The following is a 26099-nucleotide window of genomic DNA, read 5'->3' on the forward strand; positions in this document are numbered from 1 at the left end:
ATAAAAGCGGGAATATTTTCCCGCTTTGTCATTATTATTGATAAGTTTCGTGATTAATAAAAAATACCTATAATTGCACAGTGGGCAACAAACCCGACCATCAATGGTACAGCAGTACGTTTGACTACATCGAAAGGTTGTAGTTTAGCTCCGCTGGAAACCGCAATGATAACCCCCGCAACAGGGGACATACCACGCCCCATATGAGAAGCCTGTTGCATCGGCAGGATCATAGCGATTGGGTTTACGCCCATACTGTGAGCAATTTGTGGGATTAACTCCACGAATGCTAAGAATGGTGCATTACCTGAACCCATAATAATTGCTGCAGCAAGAGTGACTAAGGCAAACACAATTGCCATTGCAAATGGCGGTAAGCCGACTGATTCTGCACCAAGGATAAGTTGGTCTATAGCACCACTGACTTTAATACCATGAGCAAAAACACCAGCCGCAACTAATAACCCGACGACATTACTAAACGCATGGCCCATTCCATTTAAAAAGGTTTGGAAGCCATTACAAACTATTTTGAAATTACGGACTCGTGCAGTTTCAATCACCATACAGATTGCCATAGCAATTAATACGATTGTGACGACATCCAAGTGAATACCATTAAAGAATAAGTTTGAAGTACCAACAGCCATCACGATAGGTAACATAGGAAGAAATGCATAGTATCCGGGTACGGATTTTTTGTTTTCTTCTTTTTCGTGAGACTGTACCGCTTTTCCAATCTCTGGTACAAAGCCTTGTTTACGGTCACAATGGCGCTGCCAAAATATATGTGTAATTCCTACAACAAGGACGGTTGCTAATGCGGCAGGGCCTTGGTAATAAAGTACATATTCAACGACAGACATATCAACAGCTTTTGCGCCACGGATAGCATCAATCGCCGTTGGTGTATAGGCAACACCAAGGGATGTCGCGATAACCCCAGCCGCAGATGCCGGTGATAACCCCAAGCCAATCATGATTGGGAACATGGTACCCATTAACAATACGGCCAAGCCTGTTGCTGATGGAATGGCTAATTGCAAGATACTCGCCAACAAGAAAGAGAAAAATAGTAGTACATAAGGTGAACGCATATTTTTCAGTGGCTTGGTTGCAACACGCACTACCGCTTCATTGGCACCGATATGGTCCATATAGTGCGCAAAGCCCATCAATGCCATGATCATTAAACCGAGATCAGCAGCGCGACTACTGAATAAATCACGCATGACCTCAAATGGGTCGAGCCAAGTTATCCCTGTGGTGGCGACATTTTTAGGGAGGATAGGCCCCCAGCCAAGGGCTAGGGTGAATATCATCAATACTAAACCAGCAATTAATAATACTGGTTCAGCTTTGTATCCCTTCAAAATAAACCGCGCAACCAAAACAACGATAATCAGCACCGTTAGAATTGGGATCATGCTTTAGCTCCTGGTTTGAAGCGCTCAGCAGTAATTTGTACGACTTGTTTTAATACGTCACTTGCAGCATACAGTGATTTTACTGGCAAATATTCATAGATGGAGTGGAAATTATGTGCACCAGTGAAAATATTTGGGCAAGGCAAGCCATTTTGTGACAATGCTGCACCATCATACCCACCACGCATTGGGATCACTTTAGGCGTGATACCACAAGCTTGGTACGCCTCAACGGCGATATCGATCGGGTAGCGGTTTTCACCTTGCAAGCTGTTATAAACGTTAGAATAACGGTCTGATAATTTACAAACAACGCTCTCTTTACCCCATAAACCTTCACAGCTTTCTGCTAATTTTTTTAAGAAAGCCATACGGGTGCGGTAACCTTCTTCTGTAAAATCACGCACATCCATTTTTAGGACAGTACGTGCGCTGTTACCTGACATTTGTTTTACCCAATAATAACCTTCACGGCCATCGGTATATTCAGGTGCTTCACCGCCTGGTAACATAGCAATAAACTTCTGCGCCATTAATAGTGAATTGATTAATTTACCTTTTGCAGACATTGGGTGTGCTGATTTACCGGTAAAGATAATTTCGGCATCGCCAGCGTTCCAATTTTCATACACTAATTCACCTATCCCGCAGCAGTCTAATGTATAAGCAAAATCCGCCCCAAATTCTTGCACATCAAAAGCTTTAGCGCCGCGGAGCCCCTGTTCTTCATCTGGAACAAAGCCAATTTTGATGGTGCCATGTTTGATTTCTGGGTTTTGTTTGAAATATTGCAGCATATCCATGATAGAGGCTATTGCCGCTTTATCATCAGCGCCTAATAGGCTGGTTCCATCGGTGACGATGATGTCATCACCAATGTAATTCACCAGTTCAGGGAACTCACTCTTACGTAGATAAATATTGAGTTCTTTATTCATGCATAGGTCTTCGCCAGTGTATGGCAAAATCTGTGCTTTAGTGTCATTGGTTTGTTCTGCACTGGTGTCTAAGTGGCCGAAGAAAGCGACTGTTGGGACATCATAATCAAGGTTGGAAGGTAAAGTGGCGGTAACAATAGCCGTATCTCGCAATTTAATATCTTCAACGCCAAGAGCCTCTAACTCTTGAACAAGTTGTTTCGCTAGAACGCGCTGTCCTTCTGAAGATGGCATGATCCCAGCTGCGCCCTTTTCCCTGTCAGTGGTGGTGTTAATTTTTGTATAAGAAATAAACCGATCAACAATATTCATTCTTTTAATTCTCCGATATTTTATCGAATGTGTTTTACATTAGTTTTTTCTGCGGTTGTAATTTGATTTCACAACATCATTCTTTTATCACGAAGAAAGAGGTTTTGAATATCAGACCTGTTCATTTTTTTTAAGAAATGCTAGTTACAATATAAATTTGATAATTAATAGTGGCTTTATTTGCGTAATGAATTAAAATGAGATACTTTATTTCACCCTCATGTTTTATTGTTAATGTATTGATATTAAAGCGTAATAACTATCCTTCTATTGTATGTTATATTTAACAAACTATTTCCTATTCACTTATCTTAAATATATTAATAAAGACATCCTTCTTAATGAATAAAAATATTTTAAATAATATAGTTAATTTTATATGTTAATTTTACAATATATAAATACAACTTTAAGTAGATATTAATTCTAACTTATAACAATAATTAAGTACAAAAAGCTAATTCTTTACATCGTGAACGTCTTTTTATATTGAGATTATTTTTATAATAATCATACATTTAAGTGTTATTACTTAATTTTCGTTTTCGAAAAAAAACGAAGATTATAGAAGATGTAATCTAAAAAGGAGTATCTTGTTTTTATATGTGATTATAAAAATACGTGAAGGTGGTTTGATTTATACTATGGTAAATTTATCGATAACCTAATAATGAATAAATAAAATTGATTAATTAATATAAAGAGACCATAAAATTCAATATATAGATTAAAATGTATTTTAATGGTACTTGCGCTATTTTTTTGTCATGATGCAAATAGATAACATTGAAAATACTTAAGTAGATAGAACAAAAATTAAATATTACTACGCTGTAGTACGCTAAGTAAGATAAAGCAAGGAACCAATATGCAATATTCCCTCATTAAAAAAAATAATATTATTTCTGGTTTTCAATGGTTCTTTTTTATTTTTTGTAACACGGTCGTTATTCCCCCTACATTACAATCCGCTTTCCATTTATCGTCACAGACCACATTTGTGATCACGCAATATGCTTTTCTCTTAACGGCATTAGCCTGTCTACTTCAAACTTTTTTAGGTCATAAACGCGCTGTAATGGAAGGTCCTACAGGGTTATGGTGGGCAACTATTTTAACGGTGACATTATCAGAATCTATGCAAGGAACAGCGCTTGAGACGGTGGGGTGGAGCTTAGCTATTGGTATTTTTTTGTCTGGCTTACTGACTGTTTTAATTGGTCTAAGTGGGGTAGGTGGTTGGCTAGCTAAATTATTTAAACCTGGGGTACTTGTAGTATTTATGTTTTTACTTGGGGCCCAGTTAGTCACTATTTTCTTAAAAGGGATGCTAGGTTTACCTTTTGGTGTAGCAGGGGACAGTGTTACAGTTAATTACCCAGTTTTCTTTCTGGCATTAGCAGTACTTATTTTTGTTATTGGGGTGATTATTTATTTGCCTCCGAATATCAGTAAGTATGCACTATTAATGGGGACCATTATTGGTTGGGTTACATATAGCGGGCTATTTGGTAATACAGTGTCATCAGTTTCTTCTGCCCAATGGATGTTATTTCCATTAGGAAAATCTGATCAAATCAGTATCAGTATTGTACTCACAGCTATTTTGGCTGGAATATTAAATACGTCAAACACGTTTGGGGCTATGCGGGGGACGGATGTGTTTTATCCTCATTCATTACCGACTAAGTCCTTATATCGCCGAAGTTTTATTATGTCGGGTTTGGTCACTATGTTGTCGGCCCCGATAGGGGTAGTGCCTTATTCTCCTTTTGTTTCCTCCATTGGGTTAATTACGCAAACCAAAGACAGTTCACGGCTCTCTTTTTGTATCGGTAGTCTGATCTTATTTTGTGTTGGTGGGGTTGCCATATTAACGCAGTTTTTTCGTTCATTACCGCTTGCTATCGGAAGTGCGGTCATGTTAGCGACTTATCTACCTTTACTTTTTTCGTCGTTTTCATTTCTCGCAGATATAAAACTGAACGCACGCAACATCTATCGTCTTGCCTTACCTATTTTTATTGGCATATTTTTAATGTCAGCGCCCGCAGCTGTACTGGATTCCTTACCCATTATGTTCAGCTCTCTGTTAGGAAATGGTTTATTAATGGGGATCATATTGGCATTGGTTTTAGAAAATACGATTAACTGGGATAAAATTGCTTAGGAATAAAAACAAAATTAATCAGTATTAATGGGATGCTTTCCATTAATACTGATGATACTTAGCGTCCTAAATAACCATCCCAATCTTTCCAAACAGGTTGTAACCCTGCTTTAACAAGTACGTCTGCGACTTGTGCTGCACTGCGATTATCATTTGGCGAAAATTGTTCCAATTCTTCTTTGGTATCCGCATATCCACCCGGCTGGGTTTTCGAGCCAGCACTTATGTTATTAATTGCGAGAGGCACAACATGGTCACGGAAGTAGGGGGATTCACGTGTAGAAAGTGATAGCTCTACATTGGGCGCAAGGATGCGAAAGGCGCAGATAAGCTGGACGAGTTCCGCTTCATTCATAATCGATGCTGGGACTACTCCCCCCGCACAAGGGCGTAAGCGTGGAAATGAGATAGAATAGCGGCTCTGCCAGTAATATTGTTGTAAATACAGTAGATGCTCAGCCACCATATAACAGTCAGTACGCCAACTATTTGATAAACCAATCAAAGCGCCCAAGCCAATTTTATCGATACCCGCTTCCCCTAAGCGCTCAGGTGTTGCTAAACGCCAGTGAAAATCCTGTTTTTTACCTTTTAGGTGATGTAATTGGTAGGTCGGTTCATGGTAGGTTTCTTGGTAGACCATTACCCCGTCAAGCCCCAATGATTTCAATTCCTTATATTCGTCAGTGTGCAATGGCTGTACTTCCATCATTAACGAGCTAAAGTATTGGCGAATAATTGGGAGTGTATGACGAAAATAATCCATTCCGACTTTATTTTGGTGCTCACCTGTGACTAATAATAAGCTATCAAAGCCAATTTTACGGATGGTTTCGCATTCATTAATTATCTCATTATCATTTAAGGTTTTACGCTTTATTTTATTACTCATTGAAAAACCACAATAAGTACAGTCATTTGCACATAAATTCGATAAATAAAGTGGGACGTAAAACCCAACTGCATGGCCGAAGCGTTGACGAGTCAGCATTTGTGCTCTTTGCGCCATCGTTTCAATGAAAGGCTGCGCAGCAGGCGATAGCAATGCCATAAAGTCGTCGAGTGTGAGCACATCATTGGCTAAAGCCCGTTCCACATCATGAGACGTTTTGCTGTTAATACGCAGTGTAATATCATCCCAATTCAGTGTTTCTAAGCGTTCTTTGAAACTCGGGATCATGATAATGCTCCCAAGAAACTGGTTAATGGGCTAGATGCTTGAGCCTGTTGTTGAGGCGCAGCTAACCCGCTTTGGTAAGCAAGTTCAGCGGCTTCGACGGCGAGCTTGAAGGCTTTTGCCATTAAGACCGGCTGTTTAGCGACAGCAATTGCCGTATTGACTAAGACCGCGTCGGCCCCCATTTCGATAGCTTCTGCCGCATGGCTGGGAGCACCAATCCCTGCATCTACTACAACAGGCACAGTAGCTTGTTCGATAATAATGCGTAACATTTCTTTCGTAGCTAAGCCTTTATTGGTGCCAATAGGTGCACCTAGCGGCATAACTGCAGCACAACCGACTTCTTCAAGGCGTCGGCAAAGTACGGGATCTGCACTGCAATAAGGTAGAACGACGAAGCCTTCTTTAACTAATTGTTCTGCGGCCAATAAGGTCTCAATTGGGTCTGGTAGCAAATAACGCATATCAGGGTGAATTTCGAGTTTAACCCAGTTAGTGCCTAATGCTTCACGGGCGAGTTGTGCGGCAAAAATGGCTTCCTGTGCGTTTTTTGCTCCAGAGGTATTGGGTAATAGTTTTACGCCAAGTTCTTGAAGTGGCTGTAAGATACCATCATTTTTTCCACGTAAATCAATACGTTTCATTGCCATAGTCACTAATTGGCTCCCTGAGGCTTGAATAGCATCTTGCATCAGGCTCGCGCTGGCAAATTTGCCTGTTCCAGTAAACAGACGTGATTGAAAAGTAAAATCTGCAATTTTTAACATCATTAGCCCCCAGCGATAGCTTGAAATAACAAGATATTGTCTTGGTCATTGATGACATGAGAATCCCACTGACTTTTAGGAATAATCACTTGGTTAATGGCAAGTGCGGTTCCTGCTGTTTGTCGTTGAAGAGCGGCAAACAATTGATTGACCGTAAGCGGTGCATCAAAATCCATGGGTTGGTCGTTAATTATGATATGCATATTTCCTCCCTACAGATTGGGCATTGCGAGGATGGAGAGAGTTGCAATGTGTTCCAGAGCTGCTGCTTGCCATCGAATAACCGCAACTTACCGCTCAAAGAGGAAGGAAGGCCGACAAGGAGTTTTATGGCTTCTAATGCTTGTAATGTGCCAATAACACCGACGACAGGGCCTAGGACACCGGCGGTGCGGCAGTTACGTTCCGGTTCGCTTTGTTCAGGGTAGAGGCATGCATAACAGCCTGAACGAAATGGCGGTTCGAGCACCATCAGTTGCCCACCAAACCCAACAGCACTACCACTAACGAGAGGAGTACTTGTCATAACACAGGCGGCATTGACTGCATGGCGGGTCGCCATATTGTCACAACAATCAAGGACAAGATCGACTTGCTCAGCTAATGGAATTAAGCTTTTAACATCAAGTTGTTGGGCTATGACATGTGTTTTTACCAGCGGATTGAGCTGGTTGAGTCTATTGGCTGCTAACTGAGCTTTTGATAGCGAAATATCGTCACTATCGTATAAAACCTGCCTTTGTAAATTAGATACATGTAAGTCATCATGGTCGGCTAGCCATAGTTCCCCTACACCAGCCCCAGTTAAATAGAGAGAGGCAGGTGAACCTAATCCCCCTAATCCAACAATCAGCACTTTGCTATTTTTGAGCTTTTGCTGACCTTCAGGGCTGATATCTTCGAGTAAGAGCTGGCGGCTGTAACGCATAAATTCTTGGTCACTCAACATGATAGATCCTTTCGAGTTATCATCATGGAGAAATTACGAGAAATCGCAATAACTCCATGATTATCAAGTATTAATATAAACGCTTGTTTTCAACTAAATCTAACAGTGTCTGTGTTGCGGCTAACCAATCGTCAGCCAGCGTAATTGCGCTCACGAGGGCAACACTACCGACGCCGGTCGCAAGCACTGCAGGAACTCTGTCGATAGAAATTCCCCCGATTGCGACGGTTGGGTAGTCAGGTGTTGCAGCAACCATTTGCCTTAATGTTTCCAATCCTTGAGGGGAAGATGGCATCTCTTTGGTCTGTGTTGGAAATATATGTCCCATCGCAATATAGGAAGGGCGCACTGATTTTGCGATGGTTAGTTCATGTTCATCATGGGTTGAAATGCCTAATCGAAGGCCTGCTTGATGAATTGCCAATAAGTCCGTGGTTTCTAAGTCTTCTTGGCCTAAGTGTACGCCGTAGGCTCCTAATTCAACGGCTAATTGCCAGTAATCATTGATAAATAACCGGGCGTTATGCTTTTTCCCTAAGGCAATTGCTTGTTGAATATCATCGCGTACTTCTTCATCAGTTTTATCTTTGATGCGCAATTGGATGGTGGAAACACCTGCATTGAGCAGGCGTTCAATCCATTCAACCGAATCGACAACAGGATAAAGCCCGAGGTATTTTTCGGTAGCTGGAAAAGGTGTACTAGGAATAGTGACAGCGCTAGGCGATTTTTTCATTATTAGTCACCTCTGCATTGACGATTTCAGCACCATGGTAAAGCTCACTGCCATGTGCGCGAAATGCTTCGGACATTTGTTCCATACCAGCTTCTTTTTTAGCGGCATAGTCGCGGACCTCTTGGGAAATCTTCATTGAGCAGAATTTCGGCCCACACATTGAACAGAAATGCGCAATTTTTCCAGATGCTTGTGGCAAGGTTTCATCGTGGTATTTGCGTGCGGTTTCAGGGTCAAGTGCTAAATTGAATTGGTCTTCCCAACGGAATTCGAAACGCGCTTTAGACATGGCGTTATCTCGAATTTGTGCTCCGGGATGGCCTTTGGCAAGGTCAGCGGCATGGGCGGCAATTTTATAGGTGATTAGCCCTTGTTTTACATCGTCTTTATTAGGCAACCCTAAGTGTTCTTTAGGTGTTACATAACAAAGCATCGCACAGCCAAACCAGCCGATCATTGCTGCACCAATACCCGAGGTAAAGTGGTCGTAACCCGGAGCTATATCTGTCGTGAGTGGCCCTAAGGTATAGAATGGGGCTTCGTGACAATGTTCCAATTCTTCCGTCATGTTGCGGCGGATCATTTGCATCGGGACGTGACCTGGGCCTTCGATCATTACTTGGACGTCATATTCCCATGCAATTTTGGTCAGCTCGCCAAGGGTATGAAGTTCAGCAAATTGTGCTTCGTCGTTCGCATCTTGGATTGATCCTGGACGTAAGCCATCGCCTAATGACAAGGAAACGTCATAAGCGGCACAAATTTCACAGATTTCGCGGAAGTTTTCGTATAGGAAGTTTTCTTGGTGATGAGATAAGCACCATTTTGCCATGATAGAGCCACCGCGAGAGACAATTCCCGTAAGGCGTTTAGCCGTCATTGGTACATAACGTAGTAGCACTCCCGCATGGATGGTAAAGTAGTCAACACCTTGTTCGGCTTGCTCTAGCAGGGTATCGCGGAACATTTCCCAAGTTAGGTTTTCAGCTACACCATTTACTTTTTCGAGCGCTTGATAAATAGGAACCGTCCCGATAGGCACAGGGCTATTGCGTAAAATCCATTCGCGAGTTTCGTGAATATAACGCCCAGTTGATAGGTCCATAACGGTATCAGCCCCCCAGCGGGTTGACCAAATCAGTTTTTCCACCTCTTCTTCGATAGATGAAGTCACGGATGAGTTACCGATATTCGCATTCACTTTAACTAAGAAGTTGCGACCGATTATCATGGGTTCAGATTCTGGGTGGTTAATATTCGCAGGAATAATTGCTCGACCAGCCGCCACTTCTTGGCGGACAAACTCAGGTGTAATATTTTCGGGCAAATTTGCCCCAAAAGCCTGTCCAGGGTGTTGTTGTAATAACACTTCGCCGCGAATACGTTCGCGGCCCATATTTTCACGAATAGCAATAAACTCCATTTCTGGGGTAATTATCCCTTTGCGCGCATAATGTAATTGGGTGACACATTTATTATTTTGCGCTTTTAATGGTTTAGGGCGGTTGTTAAAGCGGAGATGGTCAAGGCCTGCATCTGCTAAGCGTTGTTGTGTGAAGTCTGAGCTTAAGCTTTCTACGGTAATGGTATCTGCTCGCTCGTTTATCCAAGGGGCTCGAATTTTTTTTAAGCCTATGTGGACATTTAACTCAGAAGTTGGGTCGCCGTATGGGCCAGAAGTGTCATAGATAGGAACAGGTTCGTTATCTTCAAATTGTGGGTTGTCTTTATCACCCCCAATTAAAGTTTGAGAGAGTTGAATTTCTCTCATAGGGACTTGGATATCTTCTCTAGAACCTTGTAAATAAATGCGTTTAGAGTTAGGGAATGATACGCCAGAAACTGTATTAATAAAGTTTTCTGCTGCATCTCTTTGAGCTTTACGTGTACGTGCCGGTGCCGCTTGTGGCGATAAGTCTGCAGTAGGGATGACGTTTTGTTGTGTATTATTGGACATAGCAATTTCCTGACATTGTCTCGGCTATCACAGTTTTGTGTAGCGGGTTTATCGAAAGAAAGTTGCTTGTCAGGAGTTCGGAGGAGTAATAAAAAGATATTGCGGCTAATTTATCACCTTACAAGGCAGTGATAATTGCGCTAAATGATTACTCTTGTTCCCTTCGCGGGTATTAACCCGATCAGGTTCCGCGGATCCCGAATTAACGGTCTCAGCCTGATGTTTTCACATACTAGGCACTCCGACAAGAATTAATCAGTATAAGCCTTCCTCGTCATTCTTCAAGCGATAAGTGCGTTGGCTGCACTCGGCTATCCAAGTCACATGTTGATGTATGCTCCTTGGAATACCCTCGCTTGCCGCCTGCTTCTTACTTGAATAATTTAGAGGAAGTGGATAGTGATTAGTTTAGAGGAACCAAGTCTAAAGTAAGTGGTCAGTTATAATTAATATGTTGTTCAAGGGCAGCCAATATTTGTTGCTTATCTATTTCTAGCTCACCATAAGGTGCGTAGTATTGTTCTGCGCCTTGATGAGTAAATAATGTTGCTTTTGGCGTATCCGTAATAAATACCCCACAGGATTCAAGCCAGCCCGGTGATTGCTTAAGTTGCTCTGGCGTGAGTCGAAATTCATCGTTTTTGAATATTAAATACATATTGACTTGCCTATCCCCCAAATGTTGGAACACTGATGTCGTACTAATATGTTTTTCGACTGATAATTTTTGGCAAAAGTCTTGGATTAATAAGGTTTGTTCCTGCCAGTCAACTTTTGCGCTATCCATTTCAATGCATAGCGTTGGTAAAAACCAATCCACCCATTTATATTTTTCATTGTCAGAGGGCAATGTTTTTTGCTGTAACAGCGGTAACTTCACATCATGCGGAATAAATTGAAAATGAGGGGTATTTTCGTCACTACTACACTCTAGCGAATTTTGTACTAAGAGATCTTTTATTTGACCAAAATGAGTCAGGTATTCCACCATAGGAATAAAATACTTAGCTTCATTTAAAAAATTATTACCCTGACGTATTTGGGATTCTTGCTTGTATACCTGATCATTATAGGTTTGCAGGTCAAGGATAGGCTGTTTATTAAAGTATAAGGCACAATCATCACGCGTTTTACTCTGTAATAACGTGTTTTTCTGCTGCTGTTCTTGTGCTCTATGGATTGTAAAATCAGGGGTTATAACTTTCTGACCAAGAAAATAAGGTTTGGTTGGCTGTTGTTCAATAAATGGTTGGCCATTTAGCTCAATCTTTTTTAATTGTGACTGTTGATCACGAAAGTAAAAACGAACAATGGTATCTAGCTGAGTACATTTATCAGTATAGCTTTGGCATGTATTATCTATTCCCCATTGGTCGAACAGGCGCTGTTTTGGCGATTGAAACACTTTTTCAGCAAAGCGTAAGCTTGCTTGGTCGCCGAGTAACGATATCATATAGGGGGACATCTCTGTCGATTTATGGCTCCCCGCTAATGGATGTGTCATTTTTTCTATACTACTCGAACTGCTTCCGGGTACAGCATCTAATTTAATATATTCACTAGAAGGTCTCTCAATGGAGAGCCTAGCCGTGTATGGCTGGGTATTATCTGGGGGAAGACTTGTAAACTGGGCAATCATCGTACGGTAATCATGGTTCATCATATTAATGTATTTCCTATATTACATCATTGGGTCGGCTGAGGGCTTGACTTGCATTAGCCATCCGAGAGCATGTCGTTGAGTAAGCGGTGACTGGCAAAATGTTGTAATAAAGGGCGCTGTTGGGCTTCAATTTTATGGAATAGCGCTTGGTTGTTACGTTGAAGCTCAGAGTCTGATTTTAAATCTTCAATCATATAATAAGTAAATAATGCTAATACCTGATGAGTCTCAGGGTATGTCGCTCGTTTATCAAACTGGCTGATATATTCTTCCGCTAGTGCCGCTCGGCTTTCATATAAGGCAATTTGTTTTGGCTCGGTATTGGATATCGTCAGGGATTGAACCACATCTTGGTAAAACTGCTGAATATCTTTGGCCAACTGAATAATATGTTGATTCGCGATTAAGTGATCGGCGGGATCGTGAAACGTTATATTAGGTAGGTCACGTAGGAGCGGTTTTGTAAAAGCTTCTTTAGTGCGCTCTCTTAGCTGTGTTCTTGCGGGAAACGCTTTATTTTCAGAACAGTCAGGTTTCAGTTCTGCATTTTGGTCGTAATTCATTAGCAAAGGGACTATCGCGAGAACCGTTTTTTGTTGCTCAGTTAATGGGTGGTCAAGTTTCAGTTTGGGAATTTTATCTAATACTTCGGGTAAATTATCATAGGTTGACACTTGTTTATTAAATAATGATTGATTAGTGACTTGTATGCCTTGTTCACTGAATTTAGCAACAGTAATGTTATCTAAAGGGACGAAATGCTGATGTTGAATGCTTTGTTTGACTTGTGCGTTTAAGGTCTCTTTCTCCTCCCTTAACTTGTCAATAAATTCGTTGGGGTCAGTATCAATGAATCCACCTAATACAAAGCGTTGTAGTGATGTCAGGTGTGGTGCACTCGCAAGCTCTTGTATTGAAAGAAAAGGTTGGCAGCGTTCTGTACCATGAAATGTCATCAATTCAGCATCTCGTGATTGGGTTTCATTTTGACCGCTAGCAGAACGGTGGTGGACAATCATTTCAGTGCGAATGCCAGTTTCAATCGGTGTTGTATTATTGGGGTTGCGAATAACAGTATAGTGCGCACCTGGAACATGGCTAAACTCATGCTGTAGGTTGTCCATTGTTGGGAATTTGGTGGCGGCTTCGTTTTTCGTAAAGCGGATTGTACTTTCTGTATCATATGGAAATGCGGCTAAGCATTGTTCGGTATTTGCTTCAAGGCTATTTGCAGTGCGCGTGGTGATCAGCTTAAATTCAGCAGCATAATTACTATTATCAAAGTGATACATCCACTCGCGGTATTTGCCATCGTCTTTACTTGCAGGGTTGAACATAAAACGAAAGTTAGAAACGGCAGGAATATCACCTAACTGATAGGCTGCTTTGAATATTTGAAGTGGGGTTAATTTAGCATTAAGGCAGCGGGGGTCTGTAATGGCGGTTTTGATGTTTTGGGTAGCAAAGTCGAGTTTTTTGTAGTCATCCTTACAGACGGCATGTTCCTTCATTTTTTCGTCATAGAATTCCTTGAATAGGGCATAGCTTTTCTTATCAACTTCACAAGCAGACACGCCATACATCCCCCATTCTTTGGCCATTATATTCAGCTCACCTTTTACCTCATCATCAATGAGCGAGAGTAAAGCGGCTCGGAGTTGTGCGGTATCAGTTGATCTTGTGAGTTGTTGGTATTGGTTTTTTTCAACTTGACTTAATTCAGAGATAGCTTTGAATCTATTGGGCTGTGTAATAACAGTATTATATTGGCTAAGAATTAATTTCGTGAAATTTGGGTTTGTAGTTAAGCTTGAATTACCCGTTAAATTAATACCTTGAATTAATTCTGAAAGGTTAACGTGAACCATCCTGTTTGCTAGAAGAGAACCATTTTTTTTTAAGATATCTAATATTGATGGGGCTGTTTGATGAAACTGGATTTCACGGTTTTTCAATGAAACTAATTGATAAGCCGTATTTGTATGGTTATCAATAAAAAAATTCTTAATACCATCATCAGTATCTGCCTGCGCTAATGTAATAATATAGTCAGTATTGGCATGTAGTAAGTGAGTGTTGTTAATATTTGGCATTTTGTCCTCAATGGGTATTGTGAATAGGAGGACATTGTCTATTAGCGGAAAAGCTATTTCTTTCGAAAAGGTAGAACAAATTTTCTGTAATCAGATTCTGATCTGATACAGGAAATAGTGTGAGTAAAATAAAAGTTGTACAGTCTGCATATCATACTCGTTATATTTTAGAGTCTCTAACACTATTCCCAAGGGGTTATTTTTTATAAGTCATAAGTGCCAAGTATATTGTGGCCAGTTATATTCCGTAGCAGTTTGTTGCAAACGAGAGTCACCGTTGACGATAAAGGTTTCGTCAGCAAATTGGCACATTGGCAGGTCATTAGCTGAGTCAGTATAGAAATAAATGTAGGCATCAGTAATTGGCTGGTGGCGAACCCAAGCTAACAGGCGTTTGACTTTGCCCTCTTTAAAGGTTGGAACGCCGTCGATCTCTCTGGTGTAGCAGCCATCTTTTTGTTTGATATCGATCCCCATTGCGACATCTGCATTTAATTGATCTGCAATTTTTTTCACGATAAAGGCCACCGTTGCGGAGATCACAATAATTGGCAAACCTTTCGCTCGATAATTTGCGATCGTTCTAATCGCTTCAGGGTAGATCCGCGGTAAAATCACGGTTTGTACAAAATCGTCCAACCAGATATCTACTTGCTCAACTTTTACATTGGCGAGAGTTTGTAGGTTAAAGCGTAAGTAAGTTGGCATATCTAATGTGCCTGCATTATATTGCGCCATCATGGCTTTATCTGCTTCTACAAATTGTGGGTCGCGGATAATTTGCTTATCCCACAGATATTGTGTCCACAGTACGCTGCTATCTCCTTGAATTAAGGTATCATCCAAGTCGAAAATGGCTAATTGGTTTTGCATTATATTCCTATCTAATTATTAGCTAAGTGCGCGAATTTCGTTTTTATTAAACATTAATTCAAGGTGAGTACCTGGCTCGAATAAACGCTCTGATGAGCGATTGAGTAAATCGACTGTCATGACCCCGACAGGCGTATTTACATTATAACGAATAATATTCCCCAGTAATTGGTGATCTACAATAATAGCATCAACAGGGTGCGATATATGTTCACCGTATTGACGACCCGATTCTTTGACATAAATCGACTCAGGTCGAATCGCGAGTAACCCTTGCAAGTTAAGGCCTAGTATTGCATTTGCTTTTTCCGAATCAACAAGGTTGTAATGACCCATAAAGCGCGCAACAAACTCGTTAGCTGGCTGAGTATAAATATTTTCTGCGCTATCACTTTGTACTATTTGCCCTTTATTCATCAGAAAAATTCGGTCTGACATGATCATGGCTTCATCTTGATCGTGGGTAACAAAAATGGTGGTTAAACCTAATTCACGCTGAATATGGCGAATTTGTTGGCGTAAACGCTTACGAATACGTGCATCAAGTGCAGATAATGGCTCATCAAGTAACAAAATTTGTGGCTTCATGACCAAGGCTCTCGCTAAGGCAACGCGTTGGCGCTGACCTCCAGATAATTGATGTGGATATTGCTGTTCTTTGCCTTGTAATTCCACCATTTCAATTACCTCAGCAACGGCTTTGACTCTATCGTTACTATCGACCTTACGCATTTTTAAACCAAACGAAATATTTTCAGCCACAGTCATATTGGGGAATAAAGCATAACTTTGAAATACCATTCCGACACCACGCTGTTGTGCAGCTTGTTGTGTAACATTTTTACGATTAATGTAGAGTTCACCATGGTTGAGCTGTTCAAGCCCTGCAATGCAACGTAACAGTGTCGACTTCCCGCAGCCACTAGGCCCTAATAAAGTAATAAACTCGCCTTTTTCAATCGTAAATTGGATATCAGAAAATACATTGTTTGAACCAAAGGACTTCGTTAAATTATCAGCAATAACATAACTCATCATTCATCTCCTGAACGATTTAACCGCATTGCTAACCATGTCAGCAATAATGTAAACAGAAAATAAGACATCACGAGTGCAGAAGTGAAATGCCCACTCGTTTGGCGCATATTGAAAAGGTAGATTTGCAAGGTTTCATAGCGTGTTCCCACCAAAATATTGGCAAACACAAACTCACCCATTAAAAAAGAAAATGAAATTAATAATGAAACCAACATACCTTTACGAATATTAGGTAGCACTATCATCATGAACGCTTTAAAACTACTGGCACCAAGTAAATGAGCCGCATCCATTAAGTCATGTAAATGAATACCTTGGAAGCTATTGGCGAGTGCCCGATACATAAAAGGTAAAGTGATAGTGAAATAGGTACCAATGAGGACCCACGGTGTGCCGACTATCATAAATGGCTCATCTGCAAAAATTTGCAGTAAACCGACAGAGGACACCACGGGAGGAATAGCAAAAGGTAAAATGACCAATAAATCCATTAAACCTTTGAGTTTTGGAAAACGATAAAATACCGCGAAAGTCATCGGTAAAATGACTAGCGTACTTACTAGCAATGTGCCAAAACAAATAATGAGTGAGCGACCAAACGCCATTAAAAAGCGCGGGTCTTGCCACAATTGCAGATACCATTTTATGGATAGAGCATCGGGTAGCACCGTTGCGCCCCATGAACTGGCAATTGAGTAAAGAAAAGTCGCTAATATAGGTAGGGCTAGTAGACTAGCAACACTAATTAATATCAGTTTATGAACCCACATTTTGGAATGGGGATTATGTATGTTAGCAGAGCGAATAGCAGAGTTACTTTGCATGGTAGCTCCGTTTTATTAACCAGTGATGGATTGCAGTAATGAACCCCAAAATAGTAATAAGCAACATAGATAATGCAGCGGCCATATTGGGTTCTAAGAACAAATCGCCAGAGACTAAACTAGCGATACGAATAGTCACAAGGTTGTAATTACCACTTGTCAGTGCATAAGTACTGGCATATGCCCCCATCGCGTTCGCAATCAAAATAATAAATGTGCCAAGTAAAGCGGGAGAAAGCACCGGAATCGCAACTTTTAGCCAGTATGTTAGCTTACTGGCGCCCATCGTTTTTGCGGCATCTTCCCATTCAGGTTTTAAAGCATCAAATGCAGGATAAAGTAATAAAATACCTAATGGGATTTGGAAATAGATATACAGCAGCATCAAGCCACTCGCACTGTAAATATTGAAGTCTTCAATAATCCCCCATGCTTTAAGTTGTAGAGTGATAGCGCCATTAAATCCCAGAATAATAATAAAGGCGAAGGCAAGTGGGACACCACTAAAGTTACTTGCCATAGTGGTGAAAGAAATCATAATCCGGCGTACTTTTCCCTGCATTTTATAGATGGAAAAGGCGGTTATACTGGCGATAAATAAGCCTATCACGCTACAAATGACAGAAAGCCATAAGGTATTTTCGAAAGCTTGCAGATAAAAGTCATTACTAAAGGCTTCGAGATAGTTACCTAGTGACCAAGTTTCTTCATAAATAAAACTATTCACTAGTACCCAAACCATAGGGGCTATCTGGAATAAGCAAAATAGTATGATAAATGGCAGTAGTAATAGTGAGGCATGCCAATGAAAACGAGATAATCGTTTTTTTAACATGGCTATTTTTCCCTGTTGTTGGTTAGCCTGCTCACAGGGGGCGATAATATCATCCATGATTTTCTCCTTGTAATAATAGGGATTCACAAACTGATTTATCGATAGGGTCCACGCCAAGTAAACGGCAAACAGTGCCACAGATGGCAGTTTGTTCTATATCACAAGGTTGGTGTGAAAATTTTGAACCAATAACAAACAGTGGTACTGAGCATTCTTCTGGTAACGTGCCACCATGGCTGCGGTCGTTATTCATACCATGATCGCTAGTAATGAGGATTTGATAACCGTGCTTGATCCACTCGGGAATATAATTTGACAGGATGATATCCGCATGACGTGCTGCATTGCGATATTGAGAAGAATCAAAACCAAATTTATGCCCAGTATCATCAATATTCATTGGATGAATTAATAAAAAATCAGGGGAAAATTGGTTGCGAAGATACTCGGCATCCATAAATAAATGGTCATCAGGGTAATGGTCTGCTTGGTAAAAACAGCCATATTGAATAGGTAGCAATTCATTTTGAGTAAAGCGGTCACGAACAGCAACGAATGGTGCTCGGTTATATAGTTCACTAACCCAGTAATAAGCTGCTGCTGCCGTAGTTTTACCAGCAAGACGAGCGAGGGAGAAAATACTATCGAAATTTGATAACCGTACGATATCATTATTCACAATACCGCTTTTAACGGGGGGAACTCCCGTTAAAATACATTCGTACAGTGGGCGGGACATTGAAGGGAGTTCGCATTCCAACTTGTATAGTGTTGCGCTGTCGGCTTTGATAAGACCATTGAGATAGCCCATGCAATGATGGGCTACTGAATAATTTAAACCGTCTAGGACAACAAGTATGACTTTATCAGACATCAGACTTTTATTCCTAAAATCAAATGATTAGATTACTGCTGGTGGATTAGCACTTGCTGTTGCCACATTTTCGGTAAATTGCGAGAGGATTTTTCCCAACCATCAGCATCTTTGATTGGCTGAACATTTTTGTATTGTTCTTCTGGTAGTAACTTAGCTTGAATATCTGCTTGTAAAGTTAGATATTGTGCGCGAATTGGGCGAGCGTAGCCTTCGGCAAGGTTAATTTGCCCTTTATCACTGAAAATAAACTCACGGGCTAGTTTTGCTGCATTTGGGTTTTTCGCGTATTTATTAATAATAGTGGTGTAGCCGGAAATCACAGAACCATCAGATGGGATCACGACAGTAAAGCGATCGCGGTTGATCTGATCACGATAATTCAAGGCATTAAAGTCCCACAAGATGCCAACTTCGACTTCACCTTTTTCAATATTAGCTACGGTTGGGTCATTAACGGATAGACGTTTTTGTTTTGCCAGTTCGGCAAAAAATTCAATGGCAGGTTTTAGGTTATTTTCGTTACCACCACGAGCAAATGCAGCAGCTAGAACGGCATTATTTGCTTGTGCAGCAATCCCGACATCACCAACGGTGACTTTATATTTACCTTTTAGCAAATCATCCCAGCTCTTTGGTGCATCTTTGACTAACTCATTGTTAATCATAAAAGCGATGGAGCCGGTATAGGCCAACGCCCAATGACCATCTTTATCTTTTGCCCAATCGGGGATCTGTGACCAAGTAGTTGGTTTATAGGGTTGGGTGACCCCTTTTAACACCGCAACTGGCCCAAAAGTTGCGCCCACATCACCGATATCGGCAGTGGCATTATTTTTCTCAGCAGCAAATTTCGCTATTTCTTGCGCCGAGCTCATATCGGTATCTTGGTGTTTTAAACCATATTGAGAAGCTAAATCCTGCCAAGTGCCTTTCCAATTTGCCCAAGTATCAGGCATGCCTACACTATAAACTTGGCCTTCTTTTTTCGCGGCATTGATTAATTCTGTTAGGTTAGCATCTGAGGCAAATGCCACGCTGGAGGTTGTTAGTGATAGGAAAATTGCCGGTACAATTGCTTTCATCTTTGTTCTCACTCTTGAGGAGCCGTATTGGTTACCTAGCATCCTAATTTTAACAGGTGACAGACAGTTGACCTTTTTGTGACACTTTTTAGACATTTTATGGAATGGTTCGTCTAAAAAGTGTCAAAATTAGTGATGAAAAAAGATGAAACAAACGTTTGAATGACATTCTTTAAAAGAAGTGTATTGTGTGAATAATTGTCTCGTTTTTATCAATATACAAATTAACGAAAGATACTAAAAATGGATAAATTAACATTAGTAGGAACAGAAAGTGGCTGGTGGTTCGTCTGTTTCGCTGGTCGCTTATGGCTACCTCGTGGGGATATTCCTAGAGGAACGGCTAAGGACTATTCATTAATTGGAAAAATAGCGACACCAATTGGTGAGTGGCAAGGTGAAATTGTTTGGTTAATTGCGGAAAAAATGCCATCGGATATGGCCTCTCCACGCTTAGTCGCTTCCCAAGATGAGGGGTTATTTCGTTTAGCCGGACGCGGGGTACAACTCGCTGAATTTTATCGCTCACATCGTTATTGTGGATATTGCGGTACCGCGATGCGCCATAGTAGCACCGAATGGGCGTGCTTATGCGACCATTGCCATGAGCGATATTACCCACAAATTGCGCCTTGCATTATTGTCGGGATCCGCCGTGATGATCATATTCTCTTAGCCCAGCACCGACGACACTCACAAAACCCATTATTTACTGTACTTGCTGGTTTTGTTGAGGTGGGAGAAACATTAGAAGAAGCTGTAGCCCGCGAAGTCATGGAAGAAAGTAATATAAAGATAAAAAACATTCGTTATGTATCTTCGCAGCCATGGCCTTTTCCTCATTCATTAATGATGGGGTTTTTAGCAGATTATGAAAGTGGTGAAATCCAAGTTGATCCAAAAGAATTAGTGAGTGCAAATTGGTATCATTACAATGAATTACCGCTTATCCCTCCGGGGGATACAATTGCAAGGCGCTTGATTGAAGACACGGTAGCGCTATGCCGCCAACAGGAATATGAAATAAGTAAATAGTACTGCGCTGATAATGTTACTTTTTACATGTTACAATAGGTATATTCGCTTTTAGCCATTTGCGGCGGCCACTTATAATAATGGAGTAAATAATGACTGAGTTAAAAAATGACCGCTATCTACGTGCTTTGCTACGTCAGCCTGTAGATGTAACCCCTGTATGGATGATGCGTCAAGCGGGGCGTTACCTGCCTGAATATAAAGCAACACGTGCTGAAGCTGGTGATTTTATTGCTTTGTGTAAGAACACAGAGTTGGCTTGTGAAGTTACGTTACAACCATTACGTCGTTTTCCATTAGACGCGGCTATTTTATTTTCTGATATTTTAACAATCCCCGATGCTATGGGGCTTGGCCTTTATTTTGAAACTGGCGAAGGCCCTCGTTTTCACAAGCCCATTACTTGTGCGGCAGATGTGAAAAATATTCCTATTCCTGACCCTGAGATGGAACTAGGTTATGTGATGGACGCAGTACGTGCCATCCGTAAAGCCCTCGAAGGTAATGTACCTCTAATTGGTTTTTCAGGAAGCCCTTGGACATTGGCGACCTATATGGTGGAAGGTGGTAGCAGCAAAGCCTTTACCAAAATCAAAAAAATGATGTATGAAGATCCAAATACGTTACATTTATTATTGGATAAACTGGCGGACAGCGTCATTTTATACCTTAATGCGCAAATTCGAGCTGGTGCGCAATCTATCATGATTTTTGATACTTGGGGTGGGGTGCTCACTAAGCGTGATTATTTGCAGTTCTCCCTAAACTATATGCAAAAAATTATTGATGGGTTGATCAGGGAAAACGATGGTCGCCGTGTGCCTGTTACTTTATTTACCAAAGGTGGCGGTCAATGGTTAGAAGAAATGGCGGCAACAGGCTGCGATGCTTTAGGACTTGATTGGACAACTGAAATTGCCGATGCTCGTCGCCGTGTCGGTGATAAGGTCGCTCTGCAAGGAAATATGGACCCATCAATGCTCTATGCTCCCCCTGCTCGTATAGAAGAAGAGGTGAAAAATATACTTGCAGGCTTTGGCCAAGGTGAGGGTCATGTATTCAACTTAGGTCATGGCATCCATCAAGATGTTCCACCTGAGCACGCTGGTGCTTTTGTGGACGCAGTTCACCGTTTTTCTCGCCAATACCATCAGTAATTATCATTTATTGATGTTCTTGATTTGTGGTGTATTTATTGAACCTTGTAAGTACACCATTATCATCTATGATTAAGAATAATTAAGTTCGATAAGCATTGGACGCATTATGGTTCTAGATACTCAATCATTACGACAACAACAAACTGACCAAGCTTCACAAATTATTTTGCATGATGAAATGTTGCATCCAAAATGGGTTGGTGGGGCAGATGTAGGTTTTGAGCAACAAGGCACAGTCACGAGAGCCGTCATTGTTGTTTTATCGTGGCCACAATTAGAATTGGTTGAGTATCAAATAGCGCGAGTCCCTACCCAATTGCCTTATATCCCGGGGTTACTTTCATTTCGGGAAGTACCTGGCTTAATGGCGGCTTGGGGAAAAATACAGCACAAACCTGAATTAGTCTTAGTTGACGGCCAAGGGATTGCGCATCCTCGGCGTTTTGGTGTTGCTTGTCACTTTGGCTTACAAGCAAATGTGGCAACAATTGGTGTCGCCAAAAGCCGTTTATGTGGTGATGATGTTGTATTAGGTGAAGAGCCTGAAAGTTGTTGCCCATTAATGATGGGTGAAAATCAATTAGGTTGGGTATTACGTAGCAAGAAACGCTGCAAACCCTTGTATGTTTCGCCAGGTCATAAGATAGGTTTTTCATCATCATTAACATGGGTTAAGCAGTGTCTAAGAGGATATAAATTGCCGGAACCAACCCGTTTTGCTGATGGAATTGCATCAAATCGAACGTTTTTTAAGCGAATGAATGAGAAAATCAGCTAATTATCAGCAAAATATGTGGCATTGACAGATTTTCAGGTAAACTGCGAAGTATTAAGATTGATGAGTCAGAAATTATGTTAAGAAATCCCATTCATTTGAGGTTGGAAAAATTAGAAAGCTGGCAGCATGTCACATTTATGGCAAGCTTATGCGAAAGAATGTATCCCAACTTTCAAATGTTTTGTCAGCAAACTGAATTTGCAGATGCCAAAGTGTACCGCTCTATTCTCGATATAGTATGGGAAACATTGGTTATCAAAGATAGCAAAGTTAATTTCGACAATCAGTTAGAAAAATTAGAAGAAATTATCCCTACAGCCGATGATTTCGATATGTATGGTGTATATCCAGCTATTGATGCCTGTATTGCATTAGGGGAAATCATTCACTCAAAATTGAGTGGTGAAACACTCGAACATGCAATATTGGTTAGCGAAGCATCCATTCGTACAGTTGCCATGCTCGAAATGACTCAAGCAGGGCGGGAAATGACAGAAGAAGAACTCAAAGACATACCTGCTATAGAAGAAGAGTGGGATATCCAGTGGGACATTTTCCGTTTACTGGCAGCTTGTGAAGAGCGCGACTTAGAGTTAATTAAAGGATTAAAATCTGACCTCCGTGAAGCGGGGGTGAGCAATATAGGTATTACTTTAAGCTAATATTCATGTTTTCATTATCGAAAACGTGACTTAGCGCAGTAATGCTGAGTACTAAGGCTTCACATTTGCCCCGACTCTGGTCTACATTTAGGGGCAAGAAGAAGTGGCTATCGGGGGCGTGTATCAGGGGCTGTCAATTTGGCATATCCGACGCACTCGATGCTTTGCAAACGATAAACACACTGTGTAAGGATAATTTATGAATAAGACTGAATTAGTTGATGCTATCGCAGAATCAGCGGACCTGACCAAAGTTCAGGCAAAAGCAGCATTAGAATCTACTTTAAATGCTATTTCAGAAACGCTGAAAAAAGGCGAGCAAGTCCAACTGGTCGGTTTCGGTACTTTTAAAGTTAGCCATCGTGCAGCTCGTACTGGTCGCAACCCACAAACTAAAGCAGAAATCCAAATTCCTGCAACAACTGTACCTGCTTTCTCTGCCGGTAAAGCATTGAAAGAAGCAGTAAAATAAGTACATTGTACAGACGAATTGCCAGAAGGGGTAAACAACTACCCCTTTTGCTTATTCAAAAAGGGTTGCTGGTATTGGGAGTCATCTCAATACTAAGCGCCTGCTCTTCTAATGCGCCAAAACTCCCTGAATTTAGCGCAAGTGGTTTTATTGCTGATGATGGCGTCATTCGTATGTGGCGGCTCAACGATGCAAAAAGCCAACCTCTTGTCTTAATGGTCGTTTATAGTCCTTATAAAGGTACGGGGACTTCCGTTAATTTCTTTGAATATCGCTCAGGTGCTCTCTGGCAGATCCGCAGCCAAGTTCTAAATCAACAAAGTGGCGATATCATGGAACAATTACGCTTTAATAAAAATGATGAAGTTATTTTTATGCAGCGTGTCCAGCAAAATAGTAAAACCCCACTTTCAACAGATGAGATTGCGCGTTGGCGTTTTGAGGCTGAACGTATTCTTGAAACTAATACCGCTTTGATTGTTGGCGATGTAAAACTTTATCAAGGGCATTGGCAGCAAGGGAAGGTGACAACTTGTGAAGGGGAGGTTCGGGATGTAACTTTCGAACCCTATGCACAAAATTGGATAGAAAGTCGTGCAAAAATTTGGCACTCACAATTAAATTTAGCGTGGTTAGAGTCTCCAGAGGGGACACAACTTTTGATGGTAGCGGATACTGATTTTTGCCGCTGGCAACCTTCTAGAGATAGTTTATAAATAACCGCTCGTCGTTTTTCGAACCACTGCTGCATTGCTACGTTCGTTCACCCTAGTCACATACTTATGTATGCTCCTAGAGATTCTCTCTCTTGCAGCTTTGCTGTGATTCGAAATACTTAGAGCCATTGGCGGTGTGAAGGTAAAAGGCAAAAACAAGTTCAAAAAATAAAAAGATAAAAAGAAAGATAAGCAATAAAAAAGCTGATAAAAGTTTCCTCTTATCAGCTTATGGTCTTTTGTTTCTATTATTTGTTCTATTACTTAATACGGGCGATAGCGCGGTAGCCAATATCGCTACGATAGAAGCTATCATTCCAGTGAATGTTTTTAGCTGTTTCGTATGCTTTTGTTTGGGCTTTTTCAATATCATCACCCAGTGCGGTAACACATAATACACGGCCACCGGCAGTAACCACTTCGCCTTCTTTCATGCGAGTACCTGCATGGAATACCTTGCTATCAGCTGCTTCACTGGTTGGCAATCCAGAAATTATATCGCCATTGCGGTAATCACCTGGGTAACCGCCGGCAGCAATCACAACACCTAAAGCCGGGCGCTCATCCCATAATGAATCTTTGCCTGCCAGTTCACCTTTTGCACCCGCTAAGCATAGAGCGACTAAGTCTGACTGTAAACGCATCATAATAGGTTGAGTTTCAGGGTCACCAAAGCGGCAGTTAAATTCAATCACTTTGGGGTTTCCTGCTTTATCAATCATTAAACCTGCATATAGAAAACCTTGATAGCGGTTTCCTTCTTTATCCATACCTTTAACTGTTGGGTAAATAACTTGTTCCATAACGCGCTGATGTACTTGGTCAGTAACAATAGGAGCCGGGGAATAAGCGCCCATTCCGCCTGTATTTGGGCCAGTATCGCCGTCACCTACACGCTTGTGGTCTTGGCTTGTTGCCATTGGGATGACATTTTCACCATCGACCATTACGATAAAGCTAGCTTCTTCACCATCAAGAAACTCTTCAATTACGATCCGATGCCCTGCATCACCAAACGCATTGCCAGCCAACATATCATGTACTGCATCTTTAGCTTCTTGCAGAGTCATCGCAACAATAACGCCTTTGCCTGCCGCAAGCCCATCCGCTTTAATCACGATTGGCGCACCAACTTTATCTAAGTAAGCCAAAGCGGGTTCTATTTCAGTAAAGTTCTCATATGCTGCGGTTGGAATATGATGACGAGCTAAAAAGTCTTTAGTAAACGCCTTAGAGCCTTCAAGTTGGGCAGCACCTTGAGTTGGACCAAAAATAGTTAGCCCAGCTTGTGTAAATGTATCAACAACACCAATAACTAAAGGAGCCTCAGGACCTACAATGGTTAAATCGATTTGATTATCTTTCGCAAATTGTAGTAATCCATCAATATCAGTAGCAGAAATATTAACGTTCTCAATAGCTGGTTCTAATGCGGTACCTGCATTACCCGGTGCCACATAGACTTTATCGGCTAGAGGAGACTGAGCCGCTTTCCACGCTAAAGCATGTTCACGACCACCGCCACCAATAATTAATATATTCATTATTAAACTCC

The 26099-nt window shown here is 41.2% G+C and carries 24 protein-coding genes and 1 riboswitch; of the genes, 7 read left to right on the plus strand and 17 right to left on the minus strand.

Annotated elements, in window-relative coordinates:
* Positions 1 to 53 precede the first annotated feature (53 nt).
* Complete coding sequence (dcuC, locus tag RB151_RS01955) at positions 54 to 1427, minus strand: C4-dicarboxylate transporter DcuC (protein WP_042849038.1); 1374 nt, start codon at positions 1425 to 1427, stop codon at positions 54 to 56.
* Complete coding sequence (gene pepT / locus RB151_RS01960; RefSeq protein ID WP_042849037.1) at positions 1424 to 2677, minus strand: peptidase T; 1254 nt, start codon at positions 2675 to 2677, stop codon at positions 1424 to 1426. The genes dcuC and pepT overlap by 4 nt, the downstream gene beginning before the upstream one ends.
* A gap of 868 nt (positions 2678 to 3545) precedes the next feature.
* Between pepT and RB151_RS01965 the strand changes: the two genes are divergently transcribed.
* The gene (locus RB151_RS01965) at positions 3546 to 4847 is read left to right on the plus strand and encodes a uracil/xanthine transporter (protein ID WP_048605399.1); all 1302 of its coding nucleotides are present in this window, start codon (positions 3546 to 3548) and stop codon (positions 4845 to 4847) included.
* A 58-nt stretch (positions 4848 to 4905) separates the two neighbouring features.
* On the opposite strand, the gene thiH is transcribed toward RB151_RS01965, so the two are convergent.
* The 14 genes from thiH to RB151_RS02035 all read right to left on the minus strand — a co-directional run bounded on the left by thiH (position 4906) and on the right by RB151_RS02035 (position 19721).
* The gene (gene thiH / locus RB151_RS01970; RefSeq protein WP_071547632.1) at positions 4906 to 6027 is read right to left on the minus strand and encodes a 2-iminoacetate synthase ThiH; all 1122 of its coding nucleotides are present in this window, start codon (positions 6025 to 6027) and stop codon (positions 4906 to 4908) included.
* The gene (locus tag RB151_RS01975; protein WP_042849034.1) at positions 6024 to 6794 is read right to left on the minus strand and encodes a thiazole synthase; all 771 of its coding nucleotides are present in this window, start codon (positions 6792 to 6794) and stop codon (positions 6024 to 6026) included. The genes thiH and RB151_RS01975 overlap by 4 nt, the downstream gene beginning before the upstream one ends.
* 2 nt (positions 6795 to 6796) lie before the next feature.
* Entirely contained in the window at positions 6797 to 6997 is a 201-nt protein-coding gene (gene thiS, locus RB151_RS01980; RefSeq protein WP_048605395.1) for a sulfur carrier protein ThiS, read from the minus strand.
* On the minus strand, positions 6985 to 7743 hold the full coding sequence (locus tag RB151_RS01985; RefSeq protein ID WP_042849032.1) for a HesA/MoeB/ThiF family protein: 759 nt from the start codon (positions 7741 to 7743) through the stop codon (positions 6985 to 6987). Before RB151_RS01985 ends, thiS begins: the two co-directional genes overlap by 13 nt.
* Before the next feature lie 70 nt (positions 7744 to 7813).
* On the minus strand, positions 7814 to 8479 hold the full coding sequence (gene thiE, locus RB151_RS01990) for a thiamine phosphate synthase (RefSeq protein ID WP_042849031.1): 666 nt from the start codon (positions 8477 to 8479) through the stop codon (positions 7814 to 7816).
* Positions 8463 to 10436, minus strand: coding sequence for a phosphomethylpyrimidine synthase ThiC (gene thiC / locus RB151_RS01995; protein ID WP_048605394.1), 1974 nt, complete (start codon positions 10434 to 10436; stop codon positions 8463 to 8465). Before thiC ends, thiE begins: the two co-directional genes overlap by 17 nt.
* 141 nt (positions 10437 to 10577) lie before the next feature.
* A riboswitch (TPP riboswitch) is annotated at positions 10578 to 10690 on the minus strand.
* Between the two features lie 182 nt (positions 10691 to 10872).
* Positions 10873 to 12099, minus strand: a complete 1227-nt coding sequence (locus tag RB151_RS02000; RefSeq protein ID WP_071547633.1) for a hypothetical protein — start codon at positions 12097 to 12099, stop codon at positions 10873 to 10875.
* 53 nt (positions 12100 to 12152) lie between these two features.
* Positions 12153 to 14192: a hypothetical protein gene (locus RB151_RS24090; RefSeq protein WP_042849028.1), complete on the minus strand. Its 2040-nt coding sequence runs from the start codon at positions 14190 to 14192 to the stop codon at positions 12153 to 12155.
* Between the two features lie 210 nt (positions 14193 to 14402).
* Positions 14403 to 15065: an HAD family hydrolase gene (locus tag RB151_RS02010; RefSeq protein WP_071547634.1), complete on the minus strand. Its 663-nt coding sequence runs from the start codon at positions 15063 to 15065 to the stop codon at positions 14403 to 14405.
* An 18-nt stretch (positions 15066 to 15083) separates the two neighbouring features.
* The gene (locus RB151_RS02015; protein WP_042849026.1) at positions 15084 to 16100 is read right to left on the minus strand and encodes an ABC transporter ATP-binding protein; all 1017 of its coding nucleotides are present in this window, start codon (positions 16098 to 16100) and stop codon (positions 15084 to 15086) included.
* The gene (locus tag RB151_RS02020; RefSeq protein WP_094301225.1) at positions 16100 to 16873 is read right to left on the minus strand and encodes an ABC transporter permease; all 774 of its coding nucleotides are present in this window, start codon (positions 16871 to 16873) and stop codon (positions 16100 to 16102) included. The genes RB151_RS02015 and RB151_RS02020 overlap by 1 nt, the downstream gene beginning before the upstream one ends.
* A gap of 43 nt (positions 16874 to 16916) precedes the next feature.
* On the minus strand, positions 16917 to 17819 hold the full coding sequence (locus RB151_RS02025) for an ABC transporter permease (protein ID WP_071547636.1): 903 nt from the start codon (positions 17817 to 17819) through the stop codon (positions 16917 to 16919).
* Positions 17812 to 18636 carry an alkaline phosphatase family protein gene (locus tag RB151_RS02030; protein ID WP_071547637.1) on the minus strand — a complete coding sequence of 275 codons (825 nt, stop codon included), beginning with the start codon at positions 18634 to 18636 and terminating at the stop codon, positions 17812 to 17814. The genes RB151_RS02025 and RB151_RS02030 overlap by 8 nt, the downstream gene beginning before the upstream one ends.
* A gap of 32 nt (positions 18637 to 18668) precedes the next feature.
* Positions 18669 to 19721: an ABC transporter substrate-binding protein gene (locus RB151_RS02035; RefSeq protein WP_071547638.1), complete on the minus strand. Its 1053-nt coding sequence runs from the start codon at positions 19719 to 19721 to the stop codon at positions 18669 to 18671.
* 243 nt (positions 19722 to 19964) lie between these two features.
* Here RB151_RS02035 and nudC point away from each other — a divergent pair, with 243 nt between their 5' ends.
* The 6 genes from nudC (at position 19965) to RB151_RS02065 (ending at position 24544) form a co-directional block, all read left to right on the plus strand.
* Positions 19965 to 20756 carry an NAD(+) diphosphatase gene (gene nudC, locus RB151_RS02040; RefSeq protein ID WP_042849020.1) on the plus strand — a complete coding sequence of 264 codons (792 nt, stop codon included), beginning with the start codon at positions 19965 to 19967 and terminating at the stop codon, positions 20754 to 20756.
* A gap of 92 nt (positions 20757 to 20848) precedes the next feature.
* Positions 20849 to 21913 (plus strand): uroporphyrinogen decarboxylase, encoded by a 1065-nt coding sequence (gene hemE / locus RB151_RS02045; protein ID WP_042849018.1) that lies wholly within the window; start codon positions 20849 to 20851, stop codon positions 21911 to 21913.
* Positions 21914 to 22022: 109 nt separating this feature from the next.
* Entirely contained in the window at positions 22023 to 22694 is a 672-nt protein-coding gene (gene nfi, locus RB151_RS02050; RefSeq protein WP_048605386.1) for a deoxyribonuclease V, read from the plus strand.
* Between the two features lie 74 nt (positions 22695 to 22768).
* Positions 22769 to 23356: a YjaG family protein gene (locus RB151_RS02055; RefSeq protein ID WP_042849016.1), complete on the plus strand. Its 588-nt coding sequence runs from the start codon at positions 22769 to 22771 to the stop codon at positions 23354 to 23356.
* Between the two features lie 199 nt (positions 23357 to 23555).
* Positions 23556 to 23828: an HU family DNA-binding protein gene (locus RB151_RS02060; protein WP_004264522.1), complete on the plus strand. Its 273-nt coding sequence runs from the start codon at positions 23556 to 23558 to the stop codon at positions 23826 to 23828.
* 47 nt (positions 23829 to 23875) lie between these two features.
* Positions 23876 to 24544, plus strand: a complete 669-nt coding sequence (locus tag RB151_RS02065; RefSeq protein ID WP_336431470.1) for a DUF1481 domain-containing protein — start codon at positions 23876 to 23878, stop codon at positions 24542 to 24544.
* A gap of 260 nt (positions 24545 to 24804) precedes the next feature.
* On the opposite strand, the gene purD is transcribed toward RB151_RS02065, so the two are convergent.
* Positions 24805 to 26088 (minus strand): phosphoribosylamine--glycine ligase, encoded by a 1284-nt coding sequence (gene purD, locus RB151_RS02070; protein ID WP_071547639.1) that lies wholly within the window; start codon positions 26086 to 26088, stop codon positions 24805 to 24807.
* Between the last annotated feature and the right edge of the window lie 11 nt (positions 26089 to 26099).

It is taken from the genome of Providencia rettgeri, from assembly GCF_001874625.1.
Lineage (GTDB): Bacteria > Pseudomonadota > Gammaproteobacteria > Enterobacterales > Enterobacteriaceae > Providencia > Providencia huashanensis.

Bases quoted from the DNA above. Each gene is read 5' to 3' on its own strand.
- dcuC (WP_042849038.1), bottom strand. From the start codon at position 1,427: ATGATCCCAATTCTAACGGTGCTGATTATCGTTGTTTTGGTTGCGCGG.
- pepT (WP_042849037.1), bottom strand. From the start codon at position 2,677: ATGAATATTGTTGATCGGTTTATTTCTTATACAAAAATTAACACCACC.
- RB151_RS01965 (WP_048605399.1), top strand. From the start codon at position 3,546: ATGCAATATTCCCTCATTAAAAAAAATAATATTATTTCTGGTTTTCAA.
- thiH (WP_071547632.1), bottom strand. From the start codon at position 6,027: ATGATCCCGAGTTTCAAAGAACGCTTAGAAACACTGAATTGGGATGAT.
- RB151_RS01975 (WP_042849034.1), bottom strand. From the start codon at position 6,794: ATGTTAAAAATTGCAGATTTTACTTTTCAATCACGTCTGTTTACTGGA.
- thiS (WP_048605395.1), bottom strand. From the start codon at position 6,997: ATGCATATCATAATTAACGACCAACCCATGGATTTTGATGCACCGCTT.
- RB151_RS01985 (WP_042849032.1), bottom strand. From the start codon at position 7,743: ATGTTGAGTGACCAAGAATTTATGCGTTACAGCCGCCAGCTCTTACTC.
- thiE (WP_042849031.1), bottom strand. From the start codon at position 8,479: ATGAAAAAATCGCCTAGCGCTGTCACTATTCCTAGTACACCTTTTCCA.
- thiC (WP_048605394.1), bottom strand. From the start codon at position 10,436: ATGTCCAATAATACACAACAAAACGTCATCCCTACTGCAGACTTATCG.
- RB151_RS02000 (WP_071547633.1), bottom strand. From the start codon at position 12,099: ATGATGAACCATGATTACCGTACGATGATTGCCCAGTTTACAAGTCTT.
- RB151_RS24090 (WP_042849028.1), bottom strand. From the start codon at position 14,192: ATGCCAAATATTAACAACACTCACTTACTACATGCCAATACTGACTAT.
- RB151_RS02010 (WP_071547634.1), bottom strand. From the start codon at position 15,065: ATGCAAAACCAATTAGCCATTTTCGACTTGGATGATACCTTAATTCAA.
- RB151_RS02015 (WP_042849026.1), bottom strand. From the start codon at position 16,100: ATGAGTTATGTTATTGCTGATAATTTAACGAAGTCCTTTGGTTCAAAC.
- RB151_RS02020 (WP_094301225.1), bottom strand. From the start codon at position 16,873: ATGTGGGTTCATAAACTGATATTAATTAGTGTTGCTAGTCTACTAGCC.
- RB151_RS02025 (WP_071547636.1), bottom strand. From the start codon at position 17,819: ATGGATGATATTATCGCCCCCTGTGAGCAGGCTAACCAACAACAGGGA.
- RB151_RS02030 (WP_071547637.1), bottom strand. From the start codon at position 18,636: ATGTCTGATAAAGTCATACTTGTTGTCCTAGACGGTTTAAATTATTCA.
- RB151_RS02035 (WP_071547638.1), bottom strand. From the start codon at position 19,721: ATGAAAGCAATTGTACCGGCAATTTTCCTATCACTAACAACCTCCAGC.
- nudC (WP_042849020.1), top strand. From the start codon at position 19,965: ATGGATAAATTAACATTAGTAGGAACAGAAAGTGGCTGGTGGTTCGTC.
- hemE (WP_042849018.1), top strand. From the start codon at position 20,849: ATGACTGAGTTAAAAAATGACCGCTATCTACGTGCTTTGCTACGTCAG.
- nfi (WP_048605386.1), top strand. From the start codon at position 22,023: ATGGTTCTAGATACTCAATCATTACGACAACAACAAACTGACCAAGCT.
- RB151_RS02055 (WP_042849016.1), top strand. From the start codon at position 22,769: ATGTTAAGAAATCCCATTCATTTGAGGTTGGAAAAATTAGAAAGCTGG.
- RB151_RS02060 (WP_004264522.1), top strand. From the start codon at position 23,556: ATGAATAAGACTGAATTAGTTGATGCTATCGCAGAATCAGCGGACCTG.
- purD (WP_071547639.1), bottom strand. From the start codon at position 26,088: ATGAATATATTAATTATTGGTGGCGGTGGTCGTGAACATGCTTTAGCG.